This window comes from Paenibacillus vulneris (assembly GCF_039543185.1).
Taxonomy (GTDB): domain Bacteria; phylum Bacillota; class Bacilli; order Paenibacillales; family NBRC-103111; genus Paenibacillus_S; species Paenibacillus_S vulneris.
Genome location: NZ_BAABJG010000015.1, coordinates 720,152 through 737,130, shown reverse-complemented (window position 1 = coordinate 737,130; position 16,979 = coordinate 720,152). Strand labels below are relative to the sequence as shown.

Annotated in this window: 15 protein-coding genes; 8 read left to right on the top strand and 7 right to left on the bottom strand. The window is 48.0% G+C overall.

Annotation, left to right across the window (positions count from 1 at the left end):
• The first annotated feature begins 8 nt into the window (after positions 1 to 8).
• The 5 genes from gudD (at position 9) to ABEA66_RS16875 (ending at position 5,322) form a co-directional block, all read left to right on the top strand.
• Entirely contained in the window at positions 9 to 1,364 is a 1,356-nt protein-coding gene (gudD, locus tag ABEA66_RS16895; RefSeq protein ID WP_345589112.1) for a glucarate dehydratase, read from the top strand.
• Positions 1,365 to 1,564: 200 nt separating this feature from the next.
• Positions 1,565 to 2,404, top strand: coding sequence for a DUF4183 domain-containing protein (locus ABEA66_RS16890; RefSeq protein WP_345589110.1), 840 nt, complete (start codon positions 1,565 to 1,567; stop codon positions 2,402 to 2,404).
• Between the two features lie 287 nt (positions 2,405 to 2,691).
• Complete coding sequence (locus tag ABEA66_RS16885) at positions 2,692 to 3,252, top strand: RNA polymerase sigma factor (protein ID WP_345589108.1); 561 nt, start codon at positions 2,692 to 2,694, stop codon at positions 3,250 to 3,252.
• The gene (locus ABEA66_RS16880; RefSeq protein WP_345589106.1) at positions 3,230 to 4,030 is read left to right on the top strand and encodes a hypothetical protein; all 801 of its coding nucleotides are present in this window, start codon (positions 3,230 to 3,232) and stop codon (positions 4,028 to 4,030) included. Before ABEA66_RS16885 ends, ABEA66_RS16880 begins: the two co-directional genes overlap by 23 nt.
• Before the next feature lie 191 nt (positions 4,031 to 4,221).
• Entirely contained in the window at positions 4,222 to 5,322 is a 1,101-nt protein-coding gene (locus ABEA66_RS16875) for an ATP-binding protein (protein WP_345589104.1), read from the top strand.
• Positions 5,323 to 5,485: 163 nt separating this feature from the next.
• On the opposite strand, the gene ABEA66_RS16870 is transcribed toward ABEA66_RS16875, so the two are convergent.
• Positions 5,486 to 7,390 (bottom strand): chondroitinase-B domain-containing protein, encoded by a 1,905-nt coding sequence (locus tag ABEA66_RS16870; RefSeq protein WP_345589102.1) that lies wholly within the window; start codon positions 7,388 to 7,390, stop codon positions 5,486 to 5,488.
• A 280-nt stretch (positions 7,391 to 7,670) separates the two neighbouring features.
• On the opposite strand from ABEA66_RS16870, the gene ABEA66_RS16865 reads away from it, so the two are divergent.
• Positions 7,671 to 8,123: a GNAT family N-acetyltransferase gene (locus tag ABEA66_RS16865; RefSeq protein ID WP_345589100.1), complete on the top strand. Its 453-nt coding sequence runs from the start codon at positions 7,671 to 7,673 to the stop codon at positions 8,121 to 8,123.
• A 72-nt stretch (positions 8,124 to 8,195) separates the two neighbouring features.
• On the opposite strand, the gene ABEA66_RS16860 is transcribed toward ABEA66_RS16865, so the two are convergent.
• From ABEA66_RS16860 to ABEA66_RS16835, 6 genes are all read right to left on the bottom strand, one after another.
• A complete protein-coding gene (locus tag ABEA66_RS16860) occupies positions 8,196 to 9,410 on the bottom strand; it encodes a M24 family metallopeptidase (RefSeq protein WP_345589098.1) in 1,215 nt (404 codons plus the stop codon).
• Positions 9,411 to 9,447: 37 nt separating this feature from the next.
• Positions 9,448 to 10,206 carry an amino acid ABC transporter ATP-binding protein gene (locus ABEA66_RS16855; RefSeq protein WP_079911692.1) on the bottom strand — a complete coding sequence of 253 codons (759 nt, stop codon included), beginning with the start codon at positions 10,204 to 10,206 and terminating at the stop codon, positions 9,448 to 9,450.
• A gap of 14 nt (positions 10,207 to 10,220) precedes the next feature.
• Positions 10,221 to 10,865, bottom strand: coding sequence for an amino acid ABC transporter permease (locus tag ABEA66_RS16850; RefSeq protein WP_079911691.1), 645 nt, complete (start codon positions 10,863 to 10,865; stop codon positions 10,221 to 10,223).
• A gap of 27 nt (positions 10,866 to 10,892) precedes the next feature.
• Positions 10,893 to 11,759, bottom strand: coding sequence for a transporter substrate-binding domain-containing protein (locus tag ABEA66_RS16845; RefSeq protein WP_192702454.1), 867 nt, complete (start codon positions 11,757 to 11,759; stop codon positions 10,893 to 10,895).
• 30 nt (positions 11,760 to 11,789) lie between these two features.
• A complete protein-coding gene (locus ABEA66_RS16840) occupies positions 11,790 to 12,371 on the bottom strand; it encodes a TetR/AcrR family transcriptional regulator (RefSeq protein WP_079911689.1) in 582 nt (193 codons plus the stop codon).
• Positions 12,372 to 12,672: 301 nt separating this feature from the next.
• Positions 12,673 to 13,767: a GerAB/ArcD/ProY family transporter gene (locus tag ABEA66_RS16835; RefSeq protein ID WP_345589094.1), complete on the bottom strand. Its 1,095-nt coding sequence runs from the start codon at positions 13,765 to 13,767 to the stop codon at positions 12,673 to 12,675.
• 125 nt (positions 13,768 to 13,892) lie between these two features.
• Here ABEA66_RS16835 and ABEA66_RS16830 point away from each other — a divergent pair, with 125 nt between their 5' ends.
• Positions 13,893 to 14,540, top strand: a complete 648-nt coding sequence (locus ABEA66_RS16830; protein WP_345589092.1) for a glycoside hydrolase family 73 protein — start codon at positions 13,893 to 13,895, stop codon at positions 14,538 to 14,540.
• Positions 14,541 to 15,140: 600 nt separating this feature from the next.
• Entirely contained in the window at positions 15,141 to 16,889 is a 1,749-nt protein-coding gene (pelA, locus tag ABEA66_RS16825) for a pectate lyase (protein ID WP_345589325.1), read from the top strand.
• Positions 16,890 to 16,979 lie beyond the last annotated feature (90 nt).

Sequence of the window (16,979 nt, the reverse complement as noted above, 5' to 3'; positions counted from 1 at the left end):
GCTAAGTTATGAAGCTTGAATCCTTGCATTCATCGCCCCATTCTTCACCCATCATTACGGACATGCTGGTAATCCCCGTTGCCGGACGGGACAGCATGCTGCTGAACCTGAGCGGGGCTCATGGGCCGTTTTTTACCCGCAATATCGTCATCCTTAAAGACAGTTCAGGGCATACAGGGGTAGGTGAGGTGCCTGGAGGGGAACGTATCCGTCAGACCTTGGAAGACGCCAAGCCGCTTGTAGTCGGGCAGTCCATCGGAGGCTACAATAATGTCTTGAGAGAGGTTAAGCGCAGGTTTGCCGATCGCGATGCCGGAGGCAGAGGGCTTCAAACCTTTGATCTGCGCATAGCCATCCATGCCGTAACAGCGCTGGAGGCTGCGCTTCTGGATCTTCTGGGGCAGTTCCTGAATGTCCCGGTCGCTGCACTTCTCGGTGACGGTCAGCAGAGGGAAGACGTAGAGATGCTCGGTTATTTGTTCTATATCGGGGATCGCCGTAAAACTGATCTGCCATATACTTACGATCCCGATGCCAAGGACGGCTGGTTCCGGCTTCGTCATGAGGAAGCGCTCACAGGTGAAGCGATAGTGCAGCTTGCCGAGGCGGCACATGCCCGATACGGCTTCAACGATTTCAAGCTGAAGGGTGGTGTCCTCTCCGGGGAAGAGGAGATGGAAGCCGTTGAGCTGCTTGCCCGGAGATTTCCGAATGCGCGTATAACTCTGGACCCTAACGGAGCCTGGTCATTAGAAGAAGCAATCCGGTTATGTAAAGGCAAGAGAGAGATTTTAGCTTATGCCGAGGATCCCTGCGGCGCTGAGAAGGGATATAGCGGCCGCGAGGTGCTGTCAGAATTTCGTAGTGCGACAGGGCTTCCGACGGCTACGAATATGATAGCCTGCGACTGGCGGGAGATGGGTCATGCCGTACAGCTCCGCTCGGTTGATATTCCCCTGGCGGACCCGCATTTCTGGACGATGCAGGGCTCTGTCCGTGTTGCACAAATGTGCAATGATTGGGGCCTCACTTGGGGCTCGCATTCCAATAATCACTTTGACATTTCACTTGCGATGTTTACTCATGTAGCTGCTGCCGCTCCGGGTGAGATAACAGCGATCGATACGCATTGGATATGGCAGGACGGACAGCATGTAACAAAGGACCCGCTCCAAATTGTCGGGGGACGCGTTCAAGTTCCGGAGAAGCCCGGACTTGGTATTGAGCCCGATATGGAGCAAATCGAAGAGGCTCACAGGCTGTACACCCGAATGAGTCTTGGAGCGCGCGATGATGCAGCCGCCATGCAGTACTTAATACCAGGATGGACTTTCGATCCTAAGCGTCCTTGCCTGCTGCGTTAAGAGGATACGGTAGGTTACTTACCCCACTTAGGCCCACTTAGTGGGGTTCATTTCATGGATTCATGAAATCTTATCTGCCAAAATAGACTCTCGCACAAAGAAATATGGACGCCAGTCCATTCTTAATCCCGGCGAATGAATACCATAGGTAGATCAAGAGTGAAAATATGGTATTTTATAGAGATTGGGAGGTAACGGTAGTGAGGCGCAATCCAGCCCGTAAGCAAAAACATCAACCTCTTTTAAAAAAACGAATGAAGCTGAAGGCATCTAAGAAAAAAATAAAGCTGTGTATTCGAAGACCTAAACGAAAAGTAGAGAAGAAGGATCCAAAAAGAAAACGTTCGCGAACCTGCCGCTGGATATACCGTTTACCGGGGGGAAGGGGATCACGCGGACCGCAAGGTGAGCAAGGGCCGCAAGGGATACCGGGGCTTCCCGGACCGCAAGGCGAACAAGGGCCGCAAGGGATACCGGGGCCTCACGGACCGCAAGGCGAACGAGGGCCGCAAGGGATACCGGGAGCTCCAGGACCGCAAGGCGAACGAGGGCCACAAGGGATACCGGGAGCTCCGGGCCCTCAAGGGCCGCAGGGAATACCAGGACCTCCCGGTCCGCAGGGCGAACAAGGGCTGCAGGGCATACCGGGACCGCAAGGCCTACAAGGGATTCAGGGAGAACCTGGGCCGGCAGGACCTCCGGGGCCGCTCCCGGAAATAACCATCATCCCGGCAGCATCCAGGTACTACTATCTGGTTGAGTCCGACTTGTCTTCGACAGAGCCAATAGAGATCCCGGCTGAGCTGTTTACGAACGACGCTGGCGAGCCCGCTGCTCTTTTTCAAGGGATAGGCCCTAGCAGCTATAACAGTTTATTTATCAACGGCATTTTGCAAACGAGCGACGTATACAGCCTCAGTCCTACTACATTGACTCTTAATACCAGCGACACAACGATCTACCGCGGAACTCCCATTATACTGGAAATTATTCAGTTATCAGCCGTAGTTACTTATAAGGAGATAACAACAAATCGTTAAGGATTACATCCCGGCAGCGTCGGTATCCCACCTATTCCCTTGCGCATTTTTCAATATGGGTTTCGCAGCTATCGCTGCTTTTTCGTATTATTAGGTTAGCCGGAACTATCTGGCTGGCCTTTTTTGTTTGTGCACAACAGCATCCATTGAGACATCATGTCAGAAATGGAGAAACCGGGAGAGGGTTTTCTCTTTTTGACACTACAAGGTCACATTCCTCGCGCTTAGTTAGTTATACATAGAGAAGACTTCACTAAATGAACCCGATGGAAAGGAGGTCTGTAACCATGGAGATTAAGAAACACATCGACCAGGTTCTTCAAGGTCATCCGGATGCGTTCGAGTGGGTCGTTCGGAGGTATCAGAGGAATATAGCGGCATACTGTTACTTTATGCTTGGAAATCGGCAGGAGGCGGAGGACGCTGCGCAAGAGGTTTTCTTCAAAGCATACAGGAATTTGGCGAGCTATCGTCACGCCAATGATGACTTGTTCCTGGCATGGCTGTATAAGATTGCCGGGAATCATTGCAGAACCCTGATCCAAAGAAAAAAGAAATGGAAGCTCCTCATGCCGCTATTTGGAATTGCTCGTAACGAGAAGAGCGCTGAGCAAATAGTTTCCGACCGGGGCGATATGGACTCGCAGTGGCTCGAGGGTTTAAACGCGGCAGAAAAGGAGATTTTGGCTCTGCGGGTCATTGAAGATCGGTCGTTTCAAGAAATTTCAGAGCTGCTGGGAATTAGTTCATCTACGGTACGTAAGAGATTCGAGCGCCTAAAGAAAAAATTGAAAAGAAACAGAGAGCAATGGGAGGATACGGGATATGAACAACGATTCGAATGTTAACCATCTGATTCGCAGAATGAGAGAGACAGCATGGCCTGAGGCCGATCTCACCGATAGAGTCATGCAGCAAGTGTATGCCTTTCATAAAGCTCAAGGTCTGCAAAAGCGCAATCGGCTTAAAGTAATGCCAGTGTGGGTTGCCTGCGTTTTGTTGTTTGCTGCCGCCGCTTCCGTCAGCGCTGCCACTATATTTCACGCTTCCTGGAACGGAGTACAAATCAATATCCTTCACAATGGGGGGCATGAGGCTTCACATACTGAGAAGAATGCAGTCTCCTATAGGTACAAGCTCGAAGCGGCTTTATCCCGATCGACAGCAATCTGGAAGACAGTATCCACGGAAGAGGCAGAGAACCAATGGGCCTACTCCCTGTTAAGACCGCAAGCGAGTCCGTTCACTCTTGTCCAATCATTTGGAGTGGTTCCATTAGATAATAACTATCGTGTCAAGTCAGCAGATGAATGGTGGCTGGGCGGATTTTATGATCTATACCAATGGGAGCAACAGGATATTGTCGTAAGACAACAGTTGGACGGCGATATGACGAAAGCTTTGAAGGATGGAGAGCTGACGATGTCCATAACCTTTCAGGATGCACCATGGGAGAATGTTGAAGCTGACAATGATACACTAGCCATGTTTACGGCAAATGAATATGAGAACTTGCTAGTTATAAAGTACAAAACGGCGGATCGAAAAGTCATTTCATTGGAAATTACAGGTGACCTTTCGAAAGAAGATTTGCTAAAGCTTGCGAAGACCTACATGGTGAAATAATCCATTAAGATCCGGATCCTCCATAGCAGGAGGAACATACGGTGGAGAATCAAGCGAATTCATTTGTACCAAGGAAAGGTTATATCCATTTACATCCAATGGCGCTTGGGATATTATAATACGTAAATCGATAAAACCGTAATATACATTGAGTTGTTAATTCATGTATTACTAAAAGGAGCATTCATCTCATGAATAGAGACTATGGCGCTGAATTGGATGAGTTGAAGCAGCAGATGTCCGAGCTAAAAAGCTTGCTTAGGAAGATGAACGGCTTTGAGGAAAAGTTACCCGTAATAGAAGGGGCCGACAGCGCTTCATCCTGCTCCATTTATTACTCCGGATTCTATCGTAGTGGAGAACAGATCGTGCGATGCGAGCCCCAGGAAAAAAAAGCCGAAGAGCTGTTCGGACTTCAGTCAGGCAAGGCAGCCAAGATATTGTCTGCGCTCGGTCACAAGCAAAGACTGGACCTGCTCCTTGAAGTATGGAACGAGCCCTTGACCGGTGCGGAGCTGGTCGAACGGCTGAACATGGGAACAACGGGACAGCTGTACCACCATTTGAAAGCTTTGACCGGCGCTGATTTGTTGAAGCAGGAGGAGCGCGGCGGGCGTTATACGATTCCGGCTCACCGCCGGATGCCGATTCTCCTTCTGTTATCAGCCGTTTCGGAATTAATAGATACCGGCGATTATATCGAAATGACGGAAGCGCGAAATGAAGCGCATAATTATTTGGGCCGTTCTTCAATGGAAGGCTATGACCTTCATCAGCTTCTATGGGCCGTCCTCAGTAATTCAATCCAGGAGCATCAGGCGGGTTATTGCTCCGAGGTAGGCATTTACTTACATGATGACGGAAGAGTCACCGTTGCGGATAACGGACGGGGGATTCCCATCCGGCTGCTTCCGCAAACCGGACAGCCGGCGGTCCAATCCATGATGACCAAGCTGGACGTGTTCGGCGATCCCAAGCTATCGTTTGTCGCCTCTGGTGCGGAGAAAGGAATCAGCATAGCGGTTGTCAATGCATTATCACGCACGCTAAGCGTAGAAGTTCGAAGGGACGGGGAAATTAACCGTCAGGAATACCGTCACGGCATTCCACAATCCGGGCTCATGACGGTGGGGAGAACGAACGAGACCGGTATAACCGTTACATTCTTGCCCGATCCGGAGCTGTTTGCAGGCCGGTTTGACAAAGAAATCATCGAAGCTAGGATTCAAGAATGGGGCGAACAATTCCCAGAGCTGAAATTCGACATTCGGGCTGCTTATGAAACCCAATAGAACGCAGATCAAAAATTGCCCAGCCAATGAAAGCATATTGTGCTTGGGAAAACAGAAAAAGACGGGAAAAGATGAATCCTTCCCCGTCTTTTTGTCAACTTTCTACGCTCCCATAAAGTAACCGGGATTATCTCAGACGATTAACTCTATCGAATAGGTGCGGTTATTTGGTGTAAACCTCAAACTCATTGACATTGGCTTCGCCGGTTCCCGATAAGATGAGCAGCCGGATGTATCTGGCCGTGACCGGGTTGAAGGTGATCGTCTTGGATGAACCGATAGTCGTGCCGCTTATTATATCTGTAAAGCTGTTCCCGTCATTCGATGACTGCAGCTTGAAGGAAGCGATTCCTGCATGCGTGGTTTCGCTAATAATGACTTTGCTGTAGGGCTGGCTTGTGCCCAGATCGACCCGCAGCCACTCTCCTGCGATCAACCCTTTAGCGGATGCCCAGCGCGTGCTTGTCGTCCCGTCAACCGCCTTGCCTGCGGAATACGTACTGCTCCACTCCGAGGAAGCGAGAGCGGTTTTTCCAGCTGCCAGATTCACTCCTACGCTTGCAGAAGGACCCACATCGGAAGCGGTTAATGGCTGGATGACGATAGCCGAGGTCGTATATTGATCAGCGCCCGTATCGATAAGAGAGGATCTTGTTTGACCGTCCATATCATGGGTTATAAAAGAAGTATAGCTCGTATTGGCATATTGAATCGCGGGGCTGCTCGCAGAAAGCTTCTGCAATCCGTTTACCGTTGTGAACAACGGATCCGTCATCCAAAATTCGCTTTGCGGTGCCGTTGTTCCGAGAGTCCCTTGAGCTATGTTTTTCGAAAATACTGTATTGGATGCAAGCCGCTTATTGAGCAGGGAGGATGCAGAGCCTTTGATGATATTGTTGGCGAACACGCTGTCCACAGGCGGCAGATTGCTTCCATGTCCGACAATGACCGGTCGATTGTTGGCGTTAACTATGGTATTGTTCACTACCATGGCGCGGAATACTTGAGCATGGGCAAAGCCTGAGTCCGTATATGCATCACCGCCGCCAATCAGGATTGGATACTCGGAGGCTCCGTCGATATAGTTGTTGTAGACCTTATGGTCTTTTTCATATACTTTGATGCCGCCGGCTCCGGACTTGCCGCCCTGAAGCATAAAATTGCCGTAAATCGAGTTTTTGTTGCCCGCACGGGAGGAGAGCATACCGGAGGAGGTCTTGATCGTATTGAAGCGAACTGTATTATTGGAGGACTTGATGGTCACAATTTCAGCGTCACCGTCGCAGTTTTCAAAGAGATTGTACTCGACGGTCATGTAAGTATCCTGATAATCTCCGGCCATTCCGGCGCAGCCCAGGCAGATGGTTTCCAGACCATTACTGTTGTCGTGAAAGTAATTATGATCGATTTGCGTATATCGGGGCATATTGGGATTATAGGGAGATTGGTAATTCGCCCAGTTGGTACGGTCCGTTGGATTCGTTACGCCGGCTATAGTCTGGTATCCGACCGCCATGATGTAGTGTCCGCCTACGGCTGCAGGGCCAAAATCACTATAATCTACGCGATTATTGCTGCTATTGCCGGCTATTAATACCCATTCGGTTGTCCCTGTAACATTGAGCTGGAACGTGGAGCGGGTAATCCGGTTGTTATTTCCTTCGATTAAGACCCCGACGTTGCGGTTTTTGCCGTCAACCGTTTTGGTACCGCCGCTTGTTGTTACTTTGATGCCATTAAGCGTCGTATAATTAGCCCCCTGAAGATGGATAACTCCGGAGTTGAACACCGCTTTCCCTTGATTGGCCGCCTTGATTTCAATAGGAGAGGCAGCAGTTCCTTGTGTAGTAATCGTGAGGCCTGAATAACTTCCATCAGCCAAAACGATAATATCCCCCGGATTTGCGGCCGTTAAGGCCGAAGCAAGCTGGGAATCATTGCTTACATTTATCGTTGCGGCATGCGCCTTTGGAGAGAAGACCAGCCATATAGCAAATAATAACGGCACCATCCCTGCGATTAGTAAGCTTGATGTTCTCAAATGACTAGTGTGAATCGTTGTTCTCATTACCATTCTCCTTTTTGTGTTTAGATGAAATTATTGTTTGCTGTAAGCGAATACAAAGGTTGGTTTCCTCCTTTCCAATGAAGCTAAACTCATCATAAAACAAGGAGAATAACGGATAAATGTTCCACAATAACAATTTTTTGGTTGAAAATCATGTTTTACAATAGGAGAAGGGTTCAGAGTTTTTTTATTAAAACAAGCAGGTCAAACATCTTGAAAAAATTGGAAAAGACATCTACCATTGGATTAGGTGAACGAGATCATAGAGGAGGCATGCGGAATGAAAGAAAATAAGATTAGAGAAATTAGAGCAGCCGATTATCGTGATATTTACTTGCTGAATCAGGATTTTAACCCCAACTTGAGAGCGTTTTCCGAAGACAAAGTAAAAGAAAAAATCCACATTATTATGGAGAAAACCAAAGATGTCGTTTTGGTTTACGAGGAAAATAACCAGGTGATAGGATACATTCATGGAAGTCCCTATGAATTGCTTTTCTCGGAATCCTTGGTCAATGTCTTGGGCTTTGTGGTGAAAGAAGAGTATAGGAAACAGGGGATTGGCAGCATGCTGATAGAGCAGCTTGAACAGTGGGCAGAGAAGAACGGATTTTCCGGGATTAAGCTGTTATCTCATCCAAGCAGAGTACAAGCCCATAGAATATATGAACGACGCGGCTATGTATTTACCAAGGATCAAAAAAATTACATTAAAAAGTTCCATCAAACCTAATGCCCCGCACTATAGAAAAAAACCGGCTTCCACAGGCGCTCTTGCCTTGAAGGAAGCCGATTCTTGCATAGCTTATAACGAAACGAACTCTCTGCTTAAGCTGTTCAATCGCTCGCAGCCCTTGTCTGTCACAAGCACCATATCCTCGATCATGATGGAGCCAAGACCGTGGCCGTAATAAGGCGTTTCCAGACAAATCACCATCCCGGGCTGAAACACGGTGGTTTCAGAAGGACCCAGAAAGGGGCCTTCCTCAGCGGCGAGACTGAGTCCGGCACTGTGGCCGAGATGCCCCCGGTTGTAATTGTCCAGGCCGTAGGACCGGATCAGCTCCATAGCCTCGTGGAACGCCGTCTGCATCGGCAAGCCCGGCTCGATCATTTGCAGGAGATGGTCGTGGCCGCGTTTTAATGCTCCATAGATGCGTTTCATTACATCTGACGGAGGTCCGAGTACAAAGGTACGGGCGATATCCGAGCCATAACCGGCGACTTCCACGCCGACATCCAATTTGATCAGATCACCGGGTTTGCTTGGAGTTGTATCAAATACCTGTACCGGGGCAAATCTTTCTCCAACGGATATCATATGAAAGCGGGCGTTAGAGCCATCCGGGAAGTTCATGATGCCTCTGCGGAAGGCAGCAACGAGATCGGCGGAGGACATTCCCGGCTTGAATTCGTTAATAGCGGCGACGATGCCCTCCTCGGCATAACCGCAAGCCTTGCGAAGCTGTTCGATTTCCCATGGGGTTTTGATCGCCCGTAATTTTGTAAATATCGGACCGGCTTCTACCAGCTCCGCAATACCGGGGCAGGCTTGGCGGAGAGCGGCAACGGATGGATGTCGCATTGCATTTAGCTCGAAGGCGATTTTCCCTTTAGATGCCCCGCAGTTTTCCAGAACCTGCTGCAGCACTTTAAACATTTCGTCGACTTGCGGGGAGACAGGCCGTTTGCCTTCGAATTTTCCTCCGTGAAGACCAAGCGGATCATCTACATCCACCCAGGTCGGGTATGTCCAAATTTCCAATTGAGGATCGGGTGCTACTCCGGCGGCTTCAAAATCGTTCATAATCAGGATCGTCTTGCGGCTGGGATCCCGAAACCACACTGCCAATGCCACATCCGACATGCGAAGCGTATACATAAAGGCACTTTGGTGGCCGGATACATAATAAAAGTTCTCAGGACTCGAGGCAACAATAGCGTCGATTCCGTCTTCTTCCATATAGGAGCGGGCCCGCTCTGTGATGATTCTTGTATGGTTAGGATCTATGGTAACCACAGTTTCAACTCCTTCGGATTAGGCTGACCTTTCTCCGTTACTCATCTTCGGATTCCAGCGCCATCTGCCGCAAAAATTTGCGTGCGCGTTCCGTTTGGGGATGGGCAAAAAAGGATTCAGGAGTCCCTTCCTCCTGAATGATTCCCTCGCTCATAAAAATAACTCGATTGGCCACTTCTTGAGCGAATTTCATCTCATGCGTGACGACAATCATCGTCATTCCTTCTTGGGCAAGCTGCCTCATCACCAGCAGTACCTCTCCGGTCAACTCAGGGTCCAGAGCTGAGGTCGGCTCATCGAACAGCATAATTTGCGGCTGCATTGCTAAAGCGCGGGCGATCGCCACCCGCTGCTGCTGGCCGCCAGATAGCCGGGAAGGGTATTCATTCTTCTTCTCAGCCAAGCCTACTTTGCCTAGCAGCGATTCGGCCAGCTCGACGGCCTGCGGCTTAGGCATATTTTTCACCGTCATGGGCGCGGTTATTACATTTTCCAATACGGTAAGGTGGGGGAAGAGGTTGAAGGACTGAAACACCATCCCCGTTAAGCCGCGGATTTCACGGATAGCATTCTTCTTCTCCGAGCTGTTCATGGAGGCATCCAGCAGAACGCTGCCGACCTGAATCGTTCCGGAATTGGCTTCCTCCAACCCGTTCAAGCAGCGGAGCAGGGTGCTTTTGCCGGAACCGCTTGGACCCAGGAGCACGACAATTTCCTTGGATTTTACGTTTAAATGAATATCCTTCAGTACAGTCAAGCTATCGAAACGTTTACTAAGATTTGCAACTTCTATCAAGCTCACTCACACCCTTAATAAGCCTTGGATAATTTTTTCTCGATCCGGTCCAGAATATTGGAGAAGAACATGCTCATAATCCAATACATGAGGGCGATGGCAATGTAAAAAGGCATAGCGACATAGTATTGGGCTATAAGCAGCTGAGCCGAGCGCAGAAGCTCGGTAACTGTCACTATGGATACAAGCGAAGTTTCCTTCAGCATGCCAATGAACGTATTCCCCATAGGAGGTATGGCCACCCTCGCAGCCTGCGGGAGAATGATTTTGCGCATCGTCTGCCATGGGGACAGACCTAACGATAATGCGGCCTCCGTTTGTCCCTTGGGTACGGACAGGATAGCCCCTCTGAATGTTTCGGATAAATAGGCGCCGATATTGATGCTAAGTGAAACATAGGCCGCTGTAAGCGGCCCAAGGGTAATCCCGTAATCGGGTAAACCAAAGTAGATGATAAAGATCTGCACAATAATCGGTGTCCCGCGAATAAGAGATACATAAGCTCTCGCTATATTGCTAATCAGCCAATTTCCCTTTAGACGCGCAACAGCGACAAGCAGTGCAATGAAAAAACCGAAGAACATCGAGACGGCCGTGATTAAAAGGGTATAATATGCGCCTTTGAGAAGATAGCCTATGTTTTCTATAACAAGTTCCATGGATTACGGCCTCCCAAGGCAAATGACTTAAAAGCTAGGATCTACACCAAACCATTTTTGATGAATTTGTTTCAAGGTTCCGTCGTTCTTCATATCGTTCAGAGCTTTGTTGACCGCGTCAAGCAGCTCCGGATTGTTTTTACGCATAGCCACACCGGCGAAGTCTTCCTTGATCGGCTCACCGACTGCTTTTATGTTCAGCTTGTTTTTATCGATAATCGGCTTTAAGGCAAACATGTTATTGATCGTTGCGTCAATTCTGCCTGTATTCAAATCTGTGAGGGAAGTAATGACATCGTTATAGGTTGCGATCTCAAAGTTACCGACCTTCGGCATCACCGTATCGCGCAAATACTTCTCGTCATTCGTACCAAGACCTACACCGATCTTTTTGCCCTTAAAGTCTTCGATCGCTTTGATCGTATTATTATCGCCCTTAACGACGACATTCACCGAATTCTTAATGTAAGGAATCGAGAAATCCATCGTTTTTTTACGGTCATCCGTGATGGTAACCTGGCTGATCAACACATCATATTTGTCTCTTTGTAGCCCTTCGATCAGACCGGAAAATTCCCCGGTGATGAATTCAGCTTGAACGCCCAGCTTTTGCGCAATATTTTTCGCGATATCGGCGTCATATCCGTCCACTTCTTTTTTATCGTTCAAGAAGTTGTAAGGAGCGTAAGTCCCCATCAAGCCCACTTTGATTTTGCCGTTTTTCTTGATTTGCTCAAGCTGGTTGCCGGCAGGCGCCACAGCAGCATTGTTGTTGCCCGGGGCCGGACTTGAAGCGGGCTGCTTGTCCGCCGTTTTTCCGCAGCCGACCAGTGCCAGACCGACGATAGCAACAAGTGAAACGGTTTTTAATAATGGTTTAACCTGAAATTTCATTTTGATGCACTCCTAAGTATTTTTTTATGGTTAGCCAAGTAATCCCCTGAATTCGAACCTAGCTGTTTCCTCGGCAATTTGCGATGGGGAATACGGGGAGTGATAATCCACATCCTGCATAGGTCCGAATAACCACTTGGTCAAAACTCCAGTGATCAAAGAAACAAGAATGTTGACGCGAAGAGTAACGTCGGTGAACCGCGGAATCATTTCCAGCTCAATAGCCCGGTTCACATTTTTCTTGAACGCTTCCTCGAAGGCGACCCAGGTTTGCGATACCGCTTCCCGCACAGATGGATCGGCTCCTTGACCCTTGATAAGTAAAAATGCCATTAAAGCTCTATTCTCATGACCGAATTCGAATAAGTCCGTCAGCAGCCTTGCAGAGGAATGAATCATATCGTCAACCGATCCTGCATGCTTACGGTAGCCCTGTTCGATCACCTTCGTGAGCTTCGTTGTGCCGTCCTCGATTAGCCGGATCGCCACCTGCTCTTTACTCTCGAAGTACCAATAGAATGTTCCCTGGGATACTCCCGAAGCCTTTACAATGTCGGAAATCTTCGTATTATGGTATCCCTTGCGGGCGAATAATTCCATAGCGGCTCTCATTAATATCTGCTCCCGCTGCTGTTCTTCATTCAAGGATGAGGCCAGAATAATAAACTCCTTTCTTCTTAACTGACGAGTCAGTTAAGTTAATTCCGATGGGCTTACTATAGTATTAAAATGTCTCATCGTCAAGCTTTAATTTATTTTGCACAAGATAGTGACGGATTATGATGATAGTGGGAATGTGGAATGCCGCAGAGGAAGTAGATAGGCAACACGGAGAAATTTTTAACCTTGCCCAATAGGGCTCCAGAGATTCGAAGCCTGTTAGGTAGATGTTCACGACTGAAATTAGACGGCCTTAATGAAGCCACCTTTTTCGCAGTAAAGCAATAGATAATAAAATAATGGGGAGGACTAACAAGACAGTATATTTAAAAAAGATCTCTGTTGTTGAAATAAATGTTATCAATGTACTCAGGTTAGGTGCAACCCAAACAGCATTCATGGCAATTAGCATTCCCATGGGAAACACAATCGGACGATAATCGCTAAGTCCCAGCCATTGGGCGCAGCCGAGCACAAGGGAGTAGTACCAGACGGAGGTTTGTACAAATCCGGCCATGATCCAGAACATCATCACCAATGATTCAAGGTGGCTAAGGAAGCCGGCAGGATTGCTGAATCGAATCGCTGTATAAACGGGGTAGGTGAGGCGGCTTGTTAATTTATCATCAAAAAGGAACAGACATGTAAGGTTCGTTACGACGAAAATCAACATCAATGAAGTTACAGAAATGTTTCCCCATAGCAATCCTTTGCCGTTTCCTTTTCCCAGAAAGGGCAGCAGGAAGGAGATTAAAAAAAATTGGACGAACCAGGAATGAGGTATTATTGAACCTTCCAGAGAAGGGGTTAACCCAAATTCCAGCACCGGCAATATATGATGGGGTTTGAGATCAGGAATTAGCGAGACTACTACGACCAAGAATATAACGACACATATGGGAAAAAACACCTGTGAGCATCTGGCCAAAACTTCGAGGCCGCCCCGCACTCCAAAGCTGCAGGTGATTACCAAGCTCCAGATGACAACAGGAAGAGGAGTTCGTTGGAGGAAGGCGCCTATAATAAACTCCCCATATTCCCTTACAACACCTCCGCAGCTATGCAGTAAAAAGAACAAAACAAAAAGTCCTGAAATCTTTCCTAGCCACCGGCCCAGGATGGCTTCGCTATACTCAATGATGCTCTTGTTAGGATAAAGCTTTTCTAGCTGAAACGCTATGTAAATGGTTAAAAAACCGCTGATAGAGCCCCAAACAGGGGACATCCACATATCACGTTCCGCATGCTTCGCAGTGATAGAAGGTACGGTAAGAATGCCGGTTGCCCCTACGAGTAATAAAGTCAATATCCCCAGCTGACCAGCTGAAATTTTCCCTTTTTCAATCATTCGGTTATTATCTCCATGCGTTTTGTTACCATTATTTCCAAAACAACGTAAAATACAACAGGACACACACAAGGTTCGGGCAAATCCAAAAATGAATACACTATGAAAAATGAAGGATGATGGATGTGAAAGCACAAGAGTTCATAAACCTGCTGGCACCGATTGCTGTTTCAGAACAACGCCGAACCGGTGTTCTGGCTTCTATCACATTAGCCCAAGGGGCCTTAGAGAGTGCTTGGGGATCTTCAGCTCCCGGCAATAATTTATTTGGCATCAAAGGAACGGGGCAGGAGTTAAGCACCAAGGAGTATGTGAACGGAAAATTTATAGATACTATCACCGGATTCAGAAGCTATACGGATTGGGAAGGAAGTGTGACCGACCATAGCAATTTCCTGATCGAGAATCCCCGATATGCAGAGGCCGGGTTCTTCATTTGCTGCGCGTCCTTGGATTATGCCGGGGCTGCCCGAAGCTTGCAGATAGCAGGATATGCAACAGATCCCGGATACGCGGATAAGTTGATTCAAATCATCAAGAGCTATGGTTTGGACCGGTACGACAGGTTAGAGGAGGATGAGGACAATATGCCGATGAAATTGGAACAATGGCAGTGGGACATGCTCTATGAGGTTTTAGGTAAGGCCTATAACGATGGGCAGCTCAATTGGAGCTGGATGCAAAAAATTGTAGACAAATCTATGACGGCTGCCGAGCTAGCTTTTCTGAACACAATACTTGATGGACGGATTGATCGGAAGATGGATGTGTAAAAAATAATGCCCTTATCTCCTTGTTGGGATAAAGGGCTTTTTTCCGAAAAAGTAAATTAAATCTCTTCGACAAGGTCTCTATTTGCAAGCAATAAATATATTTTTTGATCGGTGGCAGTAATCATGACTCGGCCCTCGGAATCATAATCCATGTCTACTATATCGGAAGCCGTAAGAGTCTTTAGTTCGCGGGTTTGCAGATGTATAACCTGGTATTGCACGGGGTATCACACCTTTTCATGTTGTATTGTTAGCAGATTCCTGACATCGTTAAACCATGTTCAACAGTCTTCTAGAAGACTTATGTAAGCACTTCAAAGGTAATTATAACGGATGAATGATCATTACGGCGGCGGGAAGTTTTGGGATTTATTTATATAACACTTGTTGACATATATGAAGTCTATACGGGTTACCGTGAATAAGACCATCTAGACAAAAATGTTAAAGAATCGGGAGGAATGAACAATTTTTTGACAAGAATTTCATCTCATTATCCTATACAATGAATAGGCGGTCTATCAAAAGGGATCGGAAAGCGAGCCGCTTTTCGATCTCTCTATCACATTACCAATCTCATGAATTAGGAGGATCAAAGTGATGGTATCGATATCCAAATCGAAACGAGTATTGCTTACAACGATGTGTTCATTAGGAATGCTGATGCTTTCGTTCCAACCGGCAGGCACCGGATCCGCTGCATTAGCTGCCGAAGCGCCGAAGATCGTCAAGGCCGAAGCGATCGCCCCGACCAAGGTGAAAGTGACTCTAAGCGGCAAGCTGAGCAGCTTTAACGCAGCCGATCTTGAGCTTCAGGGACCTATGGGAGACTGGTATTCTCTAAATCCGAATTTTTCGAAAGCGTTTACAATCATGAACGCCTCGGAAGCCACGGATTCAGAAGGCCGAACGACGGTCGTGCTTGAGACCAAGGAAGCCATGAACCCGGATGCTACCATAACCCGGCCGGCGAAAGAGAACCCGAAGAGCGTCCCTTTTCAAAAAGCGGCATATTATACAGGGGATGCGGAAAAAGATATTCGTCAGGCGGACAACCTGTTGACATGGCAGACAGCGGAAGGCGGCTGGTATAAATACAGTATCAGTGATAAATACGGGCGTGCATGGGACGGCCAGGAAGGCAAATCGGATTGGCGGACCAAGGACGGCAAGGATATCGGCACTATCGACAATAATGCCACTACGAATGAAATTTTGTTCCTCTCCGTTATGTACAAGCAGACCGGAGACGTCCGCTACAAGGAAGCGGTGGATAGAGGGCTGAAGTTTCTGCTGACGATGCAGTATCCGAACGGAGGATGGCCGCAGGTATATCCGGCGCGGGGGAATTATTCCGATTATGTCACCTTTAACGATAATGCGATGATGCGTGTCATGAACGTTCTTACGATGGCTAAGAAGAGGGAGTACCCGTTTAATACCGACATTGTATCCGATGACACCGCAACGAAGCTGCAGGAAAGTCTGGATCGCGGATTGGATTACATTCTCAAATCGCAAATTGCGGTGAATGGTATTCTCACAGCATGGTGTGCACAGCATGACCCAGTGACTTATGAGCCGCGTGAGGCCCGCGCCTACGAGCATCCATCCATCTCCGGGTCTGAATCTGTTGAGATAGTCAAATATTTGATGGCGCTGCCTAATCAAACGCCGGAAGTGAAAAAGTCTATCGAAAGCGCTTTAGCCTGGTTTGATGCGAATAAGCTTAGCGGTATCAAATATGTTTCAGGAGATAAAAACAATGTGTATTTCGTACCGGATCCGGCCAGTACTTCCTGGTACCGATTCTATGAAATAGGAACGAACCTGCCTATCTTTTCAGGACGTGACGGTGTTATCAAACATAATATTTTGGAAATCGAAGCCGAGCGGCGCAACGGGTACAGCTGGGGAGGCAGCTGGCCTCTAAACTTGCTCAAAATAGCTAATTCGGTTGGTTATTTTGAAAACCGCGTTTACGTCAAAGTCATTGGCAGCAGCTCCAAAACCGCTGATGGCCAGTCTCTGAATATCGGTGATATGAAGAGAGTCGAGGATGCAATTGCACCTGTGATTTCGCTGCAGCCTGTTGGCAAAAAAACGGGCAATCACTATAATATCGGGACAAAGCCTTGGATACTAAGCGGTACGATAAACGAGAGGGCTGACGTTCAGGTGAACGGTATTCGTGCGCAGGTAGGCGACAATCTGGGCTTTACCTCGGCGCCGGTGGAGCTTCGCCCGGGGATGAACGATATTACGATTACAGCTGTCGACGCTGCAGGGAACTCGGCCGTACCCGTTACACTCCAGGCCGTACCGACCAATGGTACGGTGAAGCCCTAACAGTTCAAGAGCCTTGGGCAAAGATCAAATACAATAAGCTTAACTTATTTCAAGCCGCCTTCTGTGCGGCTTTTTTGCGTTTGAGATAGA